The 12883-nt window shown below is 66.4% G+C and carries 10 protein-coding genes, 1 CRISPR repeat array and 1 riboswitch (1 of these 12 only partly in view); of the genes, 4 read left to right on the top strand and 6 right to left on the bottom strand.

The genetic code is table 11. The features are described from left to right. Positions 1-1269: a CRISPR direct-repeat array (repeat unit 28 nt; unit sequence GTCTTCCCCACACGCGTGGGGGTGTTTC); it begins 3637 nt to the left of the window's first position. Between the two features lie 134 nt (positions 1270-1403). The 3 genes from ASD55_RS02080 to ASD55_RS02090 all read right to left on the bottom strand — a co-directional run bounded on the left by ASD55_RS02080 (position 1404) and on the right by ASD55_RS02090 (position 4851). Further along, positions 1404-3311, bottom strand: a complete 1908-nt coding sequence (locus ASD55_RS02080) for a M56 family metallopeptidase (RefSeq protein ID WP_056763384.1) — start codon at positions 3309-3311, stop codon at positions 1404-1406. A gap of 1 nt (position 3312) precedes the next feature. Beyond that, complete coding sequence (locus ASD55_RS02085) at positions 3313-3699, bottom strand: BlaI/MecI/CopY family transcriptional regulator (protein ID WP_056763386.1); 387 nt, start codon at positions 3697-3699, stop codon at positions 3313-3315. A 126-nt stretch (positions 3700-3825) separates the two neighbouring features. Then, on the bottom strand, positions 3826-4851 hold the full coding sequence (locus ASD55_RS02090; protein ID WP_056763388.1) for a ribonucleotide-diphosphate reductase subunit beta: 1026 nt from the start codon (positions 4849-4851) through the stop codon (positions 3826-3828). 178 nt (positions 4852-5029) lie between these two features. On the opposite strand from ASD55_RS02090, the gene ASD55_RS02095 reads away from it, so the two are divergent. Further along, positions 5030-5326, top strand: coding sequence for a GIY-YIG nuclease family protein (locus ASD55_RS02095; protein WP_056763390.1), 297 nt, complete (start codon positions 5030-5032; stop codon positions 5324-5326). A gap of 100 nt (positions 5327-5426) precedes the next feature. Here ASD55_RS02095 and ASD55_RS02100 read toward each other — a convergent pair whose 3' ends face one another. From ASD55_RS02100 to glnK, 3 genes are all read right to left on the bottom strand, one after another. Further along, positions 5427-5651: a hypothetical protein gene (locus ASD55_RS02100; RefSeq protein WP_056763392.1), complete on the bottom strand. Its 225-nt coding sequence runs from the start codon at positions 5649-5651 to the stop codon at positions 5427-5429. Between the two features lie 16 nt (positions 5652-5667). Continuing rightward, positions 5668-8106, bottom strand: a complete 2439-nt coding sequence (locus ASD55_RS02105) for a ribonucleoside-diphosphate reductase subunit alpha (protein ID WP_082542620.1) — start codon at positions 8104-8106, stop codon at positions 5668-5670. Positions 8107-8258: 152 nt separating this feature from the next. Continuing rightward, positions 8259-8474, bottom strand: a riboswitch (cobalamin riboswitch). An 89-nt stretch (positions 8475-8563) separates the two neighbouring features. Then, positions 8564-8902, bottom strand: a complete 339-nt coding sequence (glnK, locus tag ASD55_RS02110; protein ID WP_056717431.1) for a P-II family nitrogen regulator — start codon at positions 8900-8902, stop codon at positions 8564-8566. A gap of 182 nt (positions 8903-9084) precedes the next feature. Between glnK and ASD55_RS02115 the strand changes: the two genes are divergently transcribed. The 3 genes from ASD55_RS02115 to ASD55_RS02125 all read left to right on the top strand — a co-directional run bounded on the left by ASD55_RS02115 (position 9085) and on the right by ASD55_RS02125 (position 12871). Beyond that, positions 9085-9345 carry an accessory factor UbiK family protein gene (locus ASD55_RS02115; RefSeq protein WP_040672624.1) on the top strand — a complete coding sequence of 87 codons (261 nt, stop codon included), beginning with the start codon at positions 9085-9087 and terminating at the stop codon, positions 9343-9345. A gap of 162 nt (positions 9346-9507) precedes the next feature. Continuing rightward, positions 9508-11001 carry a YifB family Mg chelatase-like AAA ATPase gene (locus ASD55_RS02120; protein ID WP_082542621.1) on the top strand — a complete coding sequence of 498 codons (1494 nt, stop codon included), beginning with the start codon at positions 9508-9510 and terminating at the stop codon, positions 10999-11001. 79 nt (positions 11002-11080) lie between these two features. After that, the gene (locus ASD55_RS02125) at positions 11081-12871 is read left to right on the top strand and encodes a sodium:proton antiporter (RefSeq protein WP_056763394.1); all 1791 of its coding nucleotides are present in this window, start codon (positions 11081-11083) and stop codon (positions 12869-12871) included. Positions 12872-12883: the final 12 nt, after the last annotated feature.

Here is a 12883-nt window from a genome sequence, read left to right on the forward strand (position 1 = left end):
CTGGCGGAGATGGGCGTGGACCGGTCTTCCCCACACGCGTGGGGGTGTTTCTGCATAAGCGTCGGCTTGGTTCGCGAGTACGAAGTCTTCCCCACACGCGTGGGGGTGTTTCTAGTTGGCCGTGTCGATGCGAACGCCGGAGCCGGTCTTCCCCACACGCGTGGGGGTGTTTCCGAGGCGCGCGGGCGAGCTGGCACCGGTGGCTTGTCTTCCCCACACGCGTGGGGGTGTTTCTCGCCTGCTCCTGCGCCAGGTTCAGCTGGAAGCGTCTTCCCCACACGCGTGGGGGTGTTTCTTTCCCCAGCAGCGGCGGCATCGACTTCCCGGCGTCTTCCCCACACGCGTGGGGGTGTTTCTTTTGTTGAGGCTCAAGGAGAGGCTGGGAGTGCGTCTTCCCCACACGCGTGGGGGTGTTTCCATCGGCCCGGATGGCAGCAGCGCCGACGCCAGGTCTTCCCCACACGCGTGGGGGTGTTTCCGGCGTGGCCAGGATCAAGCCCCGGACAAGCACGTCTTCCCCACACGCGTGGGGGTGTTTCCGTGATCTGCGACGGCTGGTCGGTGATCACCACGTCTTCCCCACACGCGTGGGGGTGTTTCTGGACCGTCGGCGCGCGGCCGGAGATCGCGCTGGTCTTCCCCACACGCGTGGGGGTGTTTCCCTCTACGACGTGAAGCTGGCCCGCGCCTACGCGTCTTCCCCACACGCGTGGGGGTGTTTCTGCGACCAGGCCGGTCACCGTGTCGGCCGACAGGTCTTCCCCACACGCGTGGGGGTGTTTCCAAGATCATTTGCGTCATCGATGAGGCTGGCGGGTCTTCCCCACACGCGTGGGGGTGTTTCCATGCCGCGGTCGGGATCGCCGGCGTGCAGGTTGTCTTCCCCACACGCGTGGGGGTGTTTCCACCGAGCCCGATGATGGCTGGGACTTCCGCGGGTCTTCCCTACATGCGTGGGGGTGTTTCTTCACCGGGCAGCGGGCGTTCTTCGAGCCGCCGGTCTTCCCCACACGCGTGGGGGTGTTTCCACGTCGCGCGGATACGTGACGTTGTTGAGAGAGTCTTCCCCTCACGCGTGAGGGTGTTTCTTTCTCGGGGATGTATTCCGTTCCGGTCCCTTGGTCTTCCCCACACGCGTGGAGGTGTTTCCATCACGCCCGAGCAGCGCTTCGGGCTTCACGAGTATTCCCCACACGCGTGGGTGTTTCCGCCAGGTACTCCAAGACGGCGCGACCAAGCACGTCTTTCCCACACGCGTGGGGCTGTTTCCGAGTTGATCGCCATGGTGAGCGAGGTGGTGTCGTCTTCTCCACACGTGCATGGGTGCCATCCTTCAATCGGGTTGGATTGCTCGGCGGATTACATGGTCATGCCGGCCGATCGATACCTCCTCAACTGCGCGCTCACTTTCCGGCGGCCTTCTGCGCCAGCCCCTTGGCCAGGGCTTCGTCCAGCAACTGGCTCATCGACTGATCGGCCGCCTGCTGCGCCTGCTGTTGCTGGCGGTCGATTGCCTCTTGTTGCTTCTCGAAGCCGGCCTGTTGGGCTTCGAGCGCCTGTTGCTGGGCGGCCAGGCGTGCTTCCAGTTCGGCGTGGCGTTGGTCGAGTCGCGCCTGCGCCGCGTCCATTTCGTCCTGCCGTGCATCGAGTTTGCGCTGCTGCGCCTGTGAATCCGCTCCGTTCGCAGCGACCGAGGCGATGCGCGCCGCCATCTTCGCCTGTTGCCGCGCCAGCCCGGCCTGTTCCCGTGCGAAGGCGGCATCCTGCGCAGCAAGCCCGGCCTGCCGGCCGGCGATCGCGCCCTGCTGGCCGGCGAGCTCGCCCTGTTGCCGGGCCAGCGCGGTCACCGGTGCGTAGATGCGGCTGGCACGTTCCAGCATGGCCTTGTCGTGGATCACGTAGGCCTCGCTGCCGCGACGAAACCACAGTATCGACTTGTTGGTGGCGCGGAGCTTCTTCACTGTATCGAGATCGGCGTTCGAGCCGTTGATGGTGATCATCGAGTCGCCATTGAACAGGGCGAAGCCATTGTTCGCGTGATCCGTGGTGTCGATGCTGACGTGCCGCGCGGAGAAGCCGCTGTCGCGAGGCGGTGCCGGCGGCGCGGGAGGCGGCGGTGGCGGCGGGGGTGGGCTCATCGCCGGTAGTGCCGGCGGGGCCGGTGGCGGTGGTGGCGGCGTGACGGACGGGGCGGACGAATGCATCGGCGCCATGGGGGCGAGCGGTGCCAACGGTGCCAACGGTGCCACTGCCGCCGTGCTGGTCACCGCCGCCTTGGCGTTGTCGTGCTGGTTGCTGGCGGCGGTGACGCGGTAGGGCAGCACGCCGATCAGGGCGATCGCGGCGACGAGCAGCCAGCCGCGTGTGCGGGACGTTGGCTGGTTTGCGGTTTGCTGAAGCATGGTCAGTCGCCTCTTCAGGTTGTGGAAGGTGGGGGATGCGCCGGCCAGGCCGGCATGGACGGGTTGCGCCACGCCGAGGCGCAACAGCAGGCGGCCGTAGTCCTGTGGCGTGGCCTGGTCGTGCTGCACGACCTGCGCGTCGCAGGCCGACTCGCGGTTCAGTGCGTATTCGCGCATCGCCCAGCGCACCAGCGGGTGGAAGCAGAACAGCCACTGCGCGAGCGCCGGAATCCAGCCCAGCCAGAGGTCGCCGCGGCGCAGGTGGACAAGTTCGTGGGCCAGCGCCATCGAGGACTCGTCGGCATTCAGCGCGTCGCGCGCCGGCAGCAGCACGGTGGGCTGCCACAGGCCGATGACCTGGGGCGACACGATCGCGTCCGATACGCGAAGCTGCGGGCAGCGGCGCAGGCCGAGTTGGCGGGACTTGCGCAGGCACAGCGCCTGCATCGCCCGGTCGCCGATCGCTTGCGAGTCGTGCAGAACCTGTCGCGTGGCGCGCCATTCGCGCAGGCTGCGCGAGGCCAGCCACAGCAGCGCGGCCAGCCACAGCGCGACCACGGCGGCACGCCAGGAGAGCACGGGTGTGGTGGCCACGACGGTGGGTGAGGTATGCAGCACGGTCTCATGGCCGGCCAGCACCGTGGCGTTATAGGAGACCGGATGAGCAACCTGCACCGTCGCTTCCACCGCCGGCGCCGGCAACCACGGAAGTTCCACCGGTGCATGCCACAGCAGGCCCAGCACCAGCTGGGCGCCAACCAGCCACCACAAGGTGCAGCGCATCGCCGACGACAAGCGCGGCAGCAATCGTCCAAGCAGGTAGACCAGGCCGATCAGGCCGATTGCCTGGATGGACGTCCACAGCATGCGGGTGAGCAGGGTCTCGGCCAGCGCGTTCAGTGCGTCCATCTCACGACTCCTTGCGGCGTGACTGCAGCTGGGACACCAGCGCTTCCAGCTCGGCCAGTTCGTCGTCGCTGACCTCGGCGCGCTCGGACATCCACGCCACGAACGGCGAGACCGAGCCGCTCAGGGTCTTTTCGACGAAGCTGCCCACCGCGCTGCGCATCGCCTCGCCGGCGCCGGTGACCGTGCTGTAGCGGAACATGCCGCGCAGTTGCCTGCGCTTGAGAAAGCCCTTGCCGCGCAGCCGCTCCATCATCGTCAGCACGGTGGAGCGGGCCAGCCCGCGCGGCTCGCCGAAGCTGGCGGCGACTTCGCCGACCGAGGCCGCGCCGCTTTCATCGATGTGCTGCAGCAGCGCCAGTTCCTGGTCGCCGATGGAGGGTTTGCGCATGACGGGTTCCGCTTGACTACAGTTGTAGGCAAGCTACGCCATGACTACAGACGTAGTCAAGTGCCGTTCGATCAAGGCCGGGTGATGCTCCGACTCCGCCCGCCTTTCCGTATCCCCGGTCCCCGCTCAGAACGCCATGTCGAACGCCACCTCGCCCTGTACGCCGACTTGGTAGGCCGACACCCGGCGCTCGAAGAAGTTGGCCAGTTCCTGCACGTCCTGAAGGTCCATGAAGTCGAACGGGTTCTTTGCGCCGTACTTCTTCGGCAGGTCGAGCTGGGTGAAGCGCTGGTCGGCGCAGTATTCCAGGTACTGGCGCATGTGCTGCACCGACATGCCGGCCACGCCGCCGGACAACACGTCTTCGGCGAAGCGGGTTTCGCAGGCGATGGCTTCTTCCATCATCTCCTCGACCTGGGCGCGCATGTCCGCGTCGAACAGTTCCGGCTCCTGCTCGCGCACGGTGCGCACCACCTCGAAGGCGAACGCCATGTGGCAGCTCTCGTCGCGGAACACCCAGTTGGTGCCGGCCGCCAGGCCGTGCAGCAGGCCGCGCGAGCGCAGGTAATAGACGTAGGCGAACGCAGCGTAGAAGAACAGCCCCTCGATGCAGGCGGCGAAGCAGATCAGGTTGAGCAGGAACTGGCGGCGATGCGCGCGCGTCTCCAGCTGCTGCATGCCCTGGATCGAGTCGATCCACTTGAAGCAGAACGCGCCCTTTTGCCGGATCGACGGAATCGTCTCGATCGCCGCGAACGCGGCGTTGCGCTCGGCAGGGTCAGGGATGTAGGTGTCGAGCAGGGTGAGATAGAACTGCACGTGCAGCGCTTCCTCGTACAACTGGCGCGACAGGTACATGCGCGCTTCCGGCGCGTTGATGTGCTGGTACAGGTTCAACACCAGATTGTTCGACACGATGGTGTCGCCGGTGGCGAAGAAGGCCACCAGGCGCTGGATCAGGTGGCGGTCGGCCGGCGACATCTTCGTGTCGAGGTCGCGCGTGTCCATCGAGAAGTCGACCTCCTCGACCGTCCAGGTGTTCCTGATCGCGTTGCGGTACATCTCGTAGAAGCCGGGATAGCGCATCGGGCGCAGGGTGAGTTCGAAACCGGGATCGAGGATGTGGGCGTTGCGGGTAGGGTGGGCGGACATGGATGTTTTCCTTGGATGGTTGGCAACCGATGCGGCGCGGATGCCTTTTAAGCCGTCATCCCGGCGAAAGCCGGGATCCAGCGACTTTTGCCTACGCGTTGTCACGGTGGAAACCGAAGGCGCTGGATTCCAGCTTTCGCTGGAGTGACGGGATTGAAGGGTTGCGGAGAAGATGGGAATGAGGGAGCGCCAACCGTGTGTCTACCTGCTTGCCAGCCAGCGCAACGGCACGTTGTACGCTGGCGTAACCTCCGATCTCCCGGCACGCATCTGGCAGCATCGAAACAACGTGGTCGAGGGTTTTACCAGGCAACATCACGTGCACGATCTTGTCTGGTTCGAGCTGCATGAAACGATGGAATCCGCCATCACGCGCGAGAAGGCGATCAAGGCGTGGAAGCGGGTCTGGAAGATCGAGCTCATCGAGAAATCCAATCCGTATTGGCGTGACTTATATGCGGAAATAGGCGTGTGACCCCCACGCCGTCATTCCGGCGAACGCCGGGACCCAGTGCCTCTGCGTCGCGCCGGAAGACGCTGGATTCCAGCGTTCGCAGGAATGACGGTGGGGTGCCTTACAACTTTCGCGCATAGTCGCCATGCACGAAGCGGCTGACATAGGTGGCGAGACCGCGGCCGGCACGCGCGAGTTGCTGCATGTTCGCGACGTGCTCGGGGCCGGTGGCCTTGTCGGTGTATTCGTAGGTGTCGCCATTGACGAAGCGGATGCGGATGAAACCGTCACCGCACTCGTAGGCGGCGACGCCGGAGTTGCCGTCGAGGTTCCGGTAGCGTTTCATCGCGACACCTCTCGCGTTATTGGCAGGCTTCGCAATACTCCGGGTTCTCCAGTGAACAAAACACCGCGGCGGTGGCCTGGGCCTGGTCGGGCAACGACGAGACGGTGGTCTTGGCGATCTTCGTCGCCGGTCGCGAGCGCAGGTAGTAGGTAGTCTTGATGCCGGCCTTCCACGCGTACATGTACATCGAGCTCAGCTGGCCGATGTTCGGGTTTTCCATGAACAGGTTCAGCGACTGGCTCTGGTCGATGTATGCGCCGCGCGAAGCGGCCAGTTCGATCAGCGCCTTCTGCGGCAGTTCCCATACGGTGCGGTAGATCTGGCGCAGGCGCTCGGGGAGCGCGTTGATGCCTTGCACGGAGCCTTCCGCCAGCTTGATCGCGTCGCGAACTTCGGGCGTCCATAATCCCAGCGCCTTCAGTTCGTCGGCCAGATGGCGGTTCACCTGCAGGAAATCGCCGGACAGCGTCTCGCGCTTGAACAGGTTGCTCACCTGCGGCTCGATGCATTCGTAGCAGCCGGCGATGGACGCGATCGTTGCGGTGGGCGCGATCGCGATCAGCAACGAGTTGCGCAGGCCGTGTTGCCTGATCTGTTCGCGCAGCGCATCCCAGCGCGTGTCGTCGTGTGGCGTGGCCTGCGGCCAGTGGTCGAACTGCAGCCCGCCGCTGGCCGCGCGGCTTTCGGCGAAACCGGGATGGGCGCCTTCGGCTTCGGCCAGTTCGCACGACTGCGACAGCGCGTTGAAGTAGATCTCCTCAGCGATTCGGGTGGACAGCGCCAGCGCCTCGGCCGAGTCGAACGGCAGGCGCAGCTTGAAGAACACGTCCTGCAGACCCATCACGCCGAGGCCCACCGGCCGCCACTTCATGTTCGCGGTGCGCGCGGTGGCGATCGGGTAGTAGTTGAGGTCGATCACCCGATTGAGCTGGCGCACTGCCGTGCGCACGGTCGAGGCGAGTTGTTCGAAGTCGAACGCGCCATCGCGCACGTGCCGCGCCAGGTTCACCGAGCCGAGGTTGCACACGGCCGTCTCATTGACCGAGCTGACTTCGAGAATCTCGGTGCACAGGTTGGACAGGTGGATCACGTTTTCGGGTTTGGCCGTCTGGTTGGACGTGGCATTGCAGCGATCCTTGAACGTCATCCAGCCGTTGCCGGTCTGCGCCAGCGTGCGCATCATGCGGGCGTACAGCTCGCGTGCCTTCACGGTTTTCACCGCGAGGCCGTCGGCTTCGGCCTTGCGGTACGCGGCGTCGAACGCCTCGCCCCAGCTGTCGACGAAGTGCGGCACCACTTTCGGATCGAACAGCGACCAGTCGCCGTCGCTCTCGACCCGGCGCATGAATTCGTCGGGAATCCAGTTCGCGATGTTGAGATTGTGCGCGCGGCGCGCATCGTCGCCGGTGTTGTCGCGCAGTTCGAGGAAATCCTCGATGTCGGCGTGCCATGATTCCAGATACACGCAGGCCGCGCCCTTGCGCTTGCCGCCCTGGTTCACCGCGGCGACTGATGCATCCAGCGTCTTCAGCCACGGTAGCAGGCCATTCGAGTGGCCGTTGGTGCCGCGGATCAGCGAGCCGCGCGAACGCACCCGCGAATAGGCCAGGCCAATGCCGCCGGCGAACTTGCTGAGCTTGGCCACGTCGGCGTACTTGTCGTAGATCGACTCCAGCGAATCGACCGGCGAATCGAGCAGGTAGCACGAGCTGAGCTGCTCGTGCGCGGTGCCGGCGTTGAACAGGGTGGGCGAGCTGGCGATGTATTCCAGCGAGGACAGCAGCCGGTAGAGTTCGAGCGTCTCACCGATCTCGTTGCCGCCCAGCGCACAAGCGATGCGCATGAAGAAGTGCTGCGGCGTCTCGATCACCAGGCGCTGCCGCGGGTGGCGCAGCAGGTAGCGGTCGTACACCGTGCGCAGACCGAAGTATTCGAAACGGCGGGTGGCCAGCGGGTCGATCGCGTCGTTCAACTTGCGCGCGTTGGCGGCCACGAAGTCGCGCAAACGATCGTTGAGGATGCCCAGCTCGGCACCGCGCGCGATCGACTGCGAGTAGCTCTGGATTTCCTGGCCGCTGACCTCCTTGTCGATGTAGGCGCCGAGCAGGCGCGCGGCGAGCTGGCCGTACTCGGGCTCCTCCGCGGTCAAGGCGGCTGCGGTGCGGATCGACAGCTGATCGAGTTCCTGCGTGGTGGCGCCGTCGTACAGGCCGCCGATGGTCTTCAGCGCGACCCGTAGCGGATCGACGCCGTGCAAACCTTCGGCGCTGCGCGTCACCGCGCGCACGATCTTGTTGACATCGACGGCTTCCTGGCCACCGTTGCGCTTGGTCACGTGCATGGAGGCCGCGCTGTGCGGCGGGGTCAGCGCGAACGCGGCTTCATCGGCGGACGGGCTGGGGGATTCGGCGCGCGCGACGGCGCGCTCGCGTTCGGCGGTATCGAGGGCTTGCATGGCGGTTGGCTCCGGCGAAGGACATCAAACGCCTGCTCCCGCGCGCAGGGCCTGATAGCGACGGATTCCGGAGGCGACGCGCAAGCGGACGCCATGCGGCGACCGCCTCACGACGCACTTCCCCGCGGAAGCCGTCACTACGCAACGGGACACGTTCGTCCCGCTGTGTCGGCAGGTCTTCGGACTTGCGGACGAGGATCAGAGCGATCCGCCTAGTTGCTCCCGCTTCCCAGCCGCTGAGGGCCAGTGCATGTGGGGGCGTTCGTTTCCGCTTTACCGCTGCGGGGCAGTTCCGGAGTTACACCGGATTCCCTTTTAAGCCCGACCGATGTCGCATCTGGTCGGGCACCGACGGACACAACATATCGGGTGGCCCGGACAGGGTCAACCCAACAAGTTGTGCATAAGTCGGGGCGAAAGCCGCTTGCGGCGAGCGCTGGCGCGGGCTGCCAAAAAATTACAGCGCGTCGTGATCCAGCTCGCCGGTGCGGATGCGGATCACCTGTTCCAGCGTGCTGACGAAGATCTTGCCGTCACCGATCTTGCCGGTGCGGGCGGAGTTCTGGATCGCCTCCAGCACCCGGTCCAGCTGATCATCGGCCACCGCCACTTCCAGCTTGATCTTGGGCAGGAAGTCCACCACGTATTCGGCACCGCGATAGAGCTCGGTGTGCCCCTTCTGGCGGCCGAAACCCTTCACCTCGGTCACCGTGATGCCCTGCAGACCCACCTCCGCCAACGCCTCGCGGACATCGTCCAGCTTGAACGGCTTGATGATCGCCACGACCAGCTTCATGGGTTTGGTTCCTTGCCAGGGCATCGATTGCGTCGGAGGGCCATTTTGCCTGCCTGCCGGAACATTGTCGCCTGATCGCGACGGGTGTAGGACAATCCTTACAATTATTGATGGAGCGTACCGATGGCGACGCCGATTTGCATTCACCTAATATTCAATCCGACGAGTGCGAGGCGCTATCCATGATGGATAGGCAGGATATCGACCAGATTGCCCTGCGACTTGTGTCGTTGGTACCGCCAGGGTTGGCACAGGCGCATCAGGATTTGCGAACCAACTTCCAAGATGTTCTGGCGCAGGGATTGCGCCGCCTCGACCTGGTCACCCGCGAAGAATTCGAAGTCCAGTCCCAGGTACTGGCGCGTACGCGCGCCAAGGTCGACGAATTGGAGCGACACGTGGCCCAGTTGGAGGCCGCAGTGGCTGCCCGCGCGGGTTCGTAAAACCGCCTCCCGGGAGCCGCCTCCGATCCGTCACCCTCACCCCGAGAACGATCGGAGGCGGTTATTTATTCAGCGTTGCTGATGGAGCCGTTCCATGTCCATGCCCCTCAGCGCCACGCCCTCCATGTTTCCCCTCCCGTTGCTCCATCGACCCGCGGCCGCATGAGTCTTGCCGTTACCCTCAGCCGTGCGCAGGAAGGGATCGCCGCGCCGCAAGTGATGGTCGAGGTGCATCTTTCCGGTGGTCTGCCGTGTACCAACATCGTCGGCCTGCCCGAGGCTGCGGTGCGCGAGGCCCGCGATCGCGTGCGCGTGGCGATCCAGAACACCGCGTTCGAATACCCCGGTCGCCGCGTCACCGTGAATCTGGCGCCGGCGGAACTGCCCAAGGACGGCGGCCGGTTCGACCTGCCGATCGCGCTGGGCATTCTTGCCGCCAGCGGCCAGGTGCCGCGCGAGAAACTCGACGACTGTGAATTCCTCGGCGAACTGGCTCTGAGCGGCACGCTGCGCAGCGTATCCGGCGTACTGCCGGCCCTGCTGCGCGCGCGGGCGCGCGGGCGCCGGGTGGTGGTGCCGCGGGAGAACGCCGCCGAAGCGGCGCTGGTGGCCGATGTCGACGTGCGCGTGGCCGATACGCTGGCCGAGGTCTGCGGCTGGTTGCGCGGCGCCCACGAGCTGTCGATGCCGGTCGGCATTCCCAGCAACGGCGGCGCGGAAGACGGCCCCGACCTTGCCGACGTGCGTGGACAATTGCAGGCGCGTCGCGCGCTGGAAATCACCGCCGTGGGTGGCCACCACCTGCTGCTGATCGGCCCGCCCGGCACCGGCAAGACCATGCTGGCCGAACGCCTGCCCGGCATCCTGCCGCCGCTGAGCGAGTCCGAAGCGCTGGAGACCTGCGCCGTGCTGTCGGTGGCCGGCCAGACGACCGACCTGGCGCACTGGCGACGGCGCCCGTTCCGTTCCCCCCATCACACGGCGTCCGCGGTGGCCCTGGTCGGCGGCGGTTCGTATCCGCGACCGGGCGAGGTGTCGCTGGCGCACAACGGCGTGCTGTTCCTCGACGAACTGCCGGAATTCAGCCGGCACGTGCTGGAAGTGCTGCGCGAGCCGATGGAATCTGGCCACATCATGATCTCGCGGGCGGCGCGGCAGTCGACTTTTCCGGCCCAGTTCCAGTTGGTGGCGGCGATGAATCCGTGCCCCTGCGGTTACGCCGGCGACCCCCGCTGCCAGTGCACGCCCGATCAGATCCAGCGCTATCGCGGACGCATTTCCGGCCCGTTGCTGGATCGCATCGACCTGTGCGTGGAAGTGCCGCCCGTGCCCCTGGCCGACCTGGGTGCGCCGCGCAGCGACCGCGACGAGGACTCCGCCACGGTGCGCGCGCGCGTGCTCAACGCGCGACGGCAATCGCTGATGCGGGCGGGTCGGCCCAATGCGGAAATCAGCACCCGTGAGCTGGAGCGCGATTGCGCGTTGGGCGCACCCGAGCGGCGCTGGTTCGAGGCCGCGCTGGAGCGGCTGGGCCTGTCCGCGCGCGCCTATCACCGCGTGCTGCGGGTGGCCCGCACGATCGCCGACCTGGACGGCGGCGCCGCCCTGCTCGAACGCGAGCACCTGGCCGAGGCGCTGCAGTACCGCCGCTTCTGAGCGATGGCGAAAACCTGCGTGACTGGACGTCCAGGAGCGCGCATGTTTCGATAGCGCCCGGATCTTCCCAGGGAATGCGATGACTATCGAGCTCAGCCTGATGCTCGCCGGCATGCTGGTGATCGGCTTCCTGGCGCAGTGGCTGGCATGGCGGGTGAAACTGCCGGCAATCGTGTTCCTGCTGCTGGCCGGAATCATCCTGGGGCCGGTCAGCGGCGTGCTGCAGCCGGACAAGCTGCTGGGCGAACTGCTGTTCCCGATGGTCTCGCTGTCGGTCGCGCTGATCCTGTTCGAAGGCAGCCTGACCTTGCGCTTCCACGAATTGCCGGGCATCGGCAAGGCGGTGCGCGGGCTGGTCAGTTACGGCGCGGTGGCGTCGCTGCTGCTGCTGGCGCTGGCCGCCCATCTCGTCGCCGGACTGGCCTGGCCGATCGCCCTGCTGTTCGGCGCGCTGGCCTGCGTGACCGGGCCGACGGTGATCGCGCCGATGCTGCGCACCCTGCGCCCGAATGCCCGCATCGCCAACACGCTGCGCTGGGAAGGCATCGTGATCGACCCGCTGGGCGCACTGTTCGCGGTGCTGATCTACGAGGCCATCGTGTCGCGCCAGGAAGGGCACACCATCGGCATCTTCGTTGCCACGATCGGCTGTGGCGTGGGTATCGGTGCGCTGTCGGCGTGGACGATGGCGTTCTTCCTGCGTCGCCAGATGATTCCCGAATACCTGCAGAACTACGCGGTGCTGGCCGCCGTGCTGCTGGCCTTCAGCGTCTCCAACACGCTGACCCACGAGTCGGGCCTGCTGGCGGTGACGATCATGGGCATCGCGCTGGGCAACCTGCGCGGCGTGCACATCGACGACATCCTGGATTTCAAGGAAAGCCTGACCACGGTGCTGGTGTCGCTGCTGTTCGTCCTGCTCGCCGCCCGGCTGCAATGGCCGTTGCCCGACGGCATGCTGGGCGCCGGCATCACCCTGTTCGTGATCGCGCAACTGCTGGTGCGGCCGGTGACCGTGGCGATCGCCAGCTTCGGCAGCAGCCTGAGCTGGCGCGAGCGCGCGCTGATCGGCTGGGTGGCGCCGCGCGGCATCGTGGCCGCATCGGTGTCGGCGCTGTTCGCGCTGCGCCTCGACGCCCTGGGCGTGGCCGGTGCCGAGGCGCTGGTGCCGCTGGTGTTCACCCTGATCATCGGCACCGTGATCCTGCAGAGCGCCACCGCCCGTCCGCTGGCGATCTGGCTGAAGGTCGCCGAGCCGGAGCCGCGCGGTCTGTTGATCTTCGGTTCCGACGTCGTGGCGCGCGCGATCGGCAAGGCGCTGGACGAGGCAGGCTTCCGCGTGGTGCTGGCCGACGACGACTGGGATGGCATCCGCCTCGCGCGGATGGAGGGACGCAGCACCTTCTTCGGCAACCCCGCCTCGCCGCATGCCGAGCGTCATCTGGACCTCACCGGCATCGGCCGGTTGCTGGCGGTATCGACCCATCGCGAGCGCAACTCGCTGGCCTGCGTGCACTACCGGCAGGAATTCGGGCGCGAAAGGGTCTACCGCCTGCGCAACCTCACGCCCCAGGAAAACACCGACCGCGCCGCGCTCGCCGGCAGCCTGCTGGCGCCGCCACTGTTCGACGAGACGATGACCCACGGGCGCTTCGCCGACATGCTGGAACAGGGCTGGCGGATCAAGTCGACCCGGCTCAGCGCCACCTTCGACTGGCCGCACTTCATCGAGCAATACGGCTCGAACACGGTGCTGATGTTCGGCGTCGAGGAAAAGGGCGCCCTGCGGGTGGCCTCGGCCAAGCGCGAACTGGAGCCGAAGCCCGGCTGGACCGTGATCGCGCTGGTGCCGCCGGCAGCGGCGGCGTAGGGGCGCACAGGG

The organism is Rhodanobacter sp. Root561, assembly GCF_001427365.1.
GTDB lineage: Bacteria > Pseudomonadota > Gammaproteobacteria > Xanthomonadales > Rhodanobacteraceae > Rhodanobacter.

Excerpts from the sequence above, each read along its gene's own strand:
- ASD55_RS02080 (WP_056763384.1), bottom strand. The coding sequence starts at position 3,311 with ATGGACGCACTGAACGCGCTGGCCGAGACCCTGCTCACCCGCATGCTG.
- ASD55_RS02085 (WP_056763386.1), bottom strand. The coding sequence starts at position 3,699 with ATGCGCAAACCCTCCATCGGCGACCAGGAACTGGCGCTGCTGCAGCAC.
- ASD55_RS02090 (WP_056763388.1), bottom strand. The coding sequence starts at position 4,851 with ATGTCCGCCCACCCTACCCGCAACGCCCACATCCTCGATCCCGGTTTC.
- ASD55_RS02095 (WP_056763390.1), top strand. The coding sequence starts at position 5,030 with ATGAGGGAGCGCCAACCGTGTGTCTACCTGCTTGCCAGCCAGCGCAAC.
- ASD55_RS02100 (WP_056763392.1), bottom strand. The coding sequence starts at position 5,651 with ATGAAACGCTACCGGAACCTCGACGGCAACTCCGGCGTCGCCGCCTAC.
- ASD55_RS02105 (WP_082542620.1), bottom strand. The coding sequence starts at position 8,106 with ATGCAAGCCCTCGATACCGCCGAACGCGAGCGCGCCGTCGCGCGCGCC.
- glnK (WP_056717431.1), bottom strand. The coding sequence starts at position 8,902 with ATGAAGCTGGTCGTGGCGATCATCAAGCCGTTCAAGCTGGACGATGTC.
- ASD55_RS02115 (WP_040672624.1), top strand. The coding sequence starts at position 9,085 with ATGATGGATAGGCAGGATATCGACCAGATTGCCCTGCGACTTGTGTCG.
- ASD55_RS02120 (WP_082542621.1), top strand. The coding sequence starts at position 9,508 with ATGAGTCTTGCCGTTACCCTCAGCCGTGCGCAGGAAGGGATCGCCGCG.
- ASD55_RS02125 (WP_056763394.1), top strand. The coding sequence starts at position 11,081 with ATGACTATCGAGCTCAGCCTGATGCTCGCCGGCATGCTGGTGATCGGC.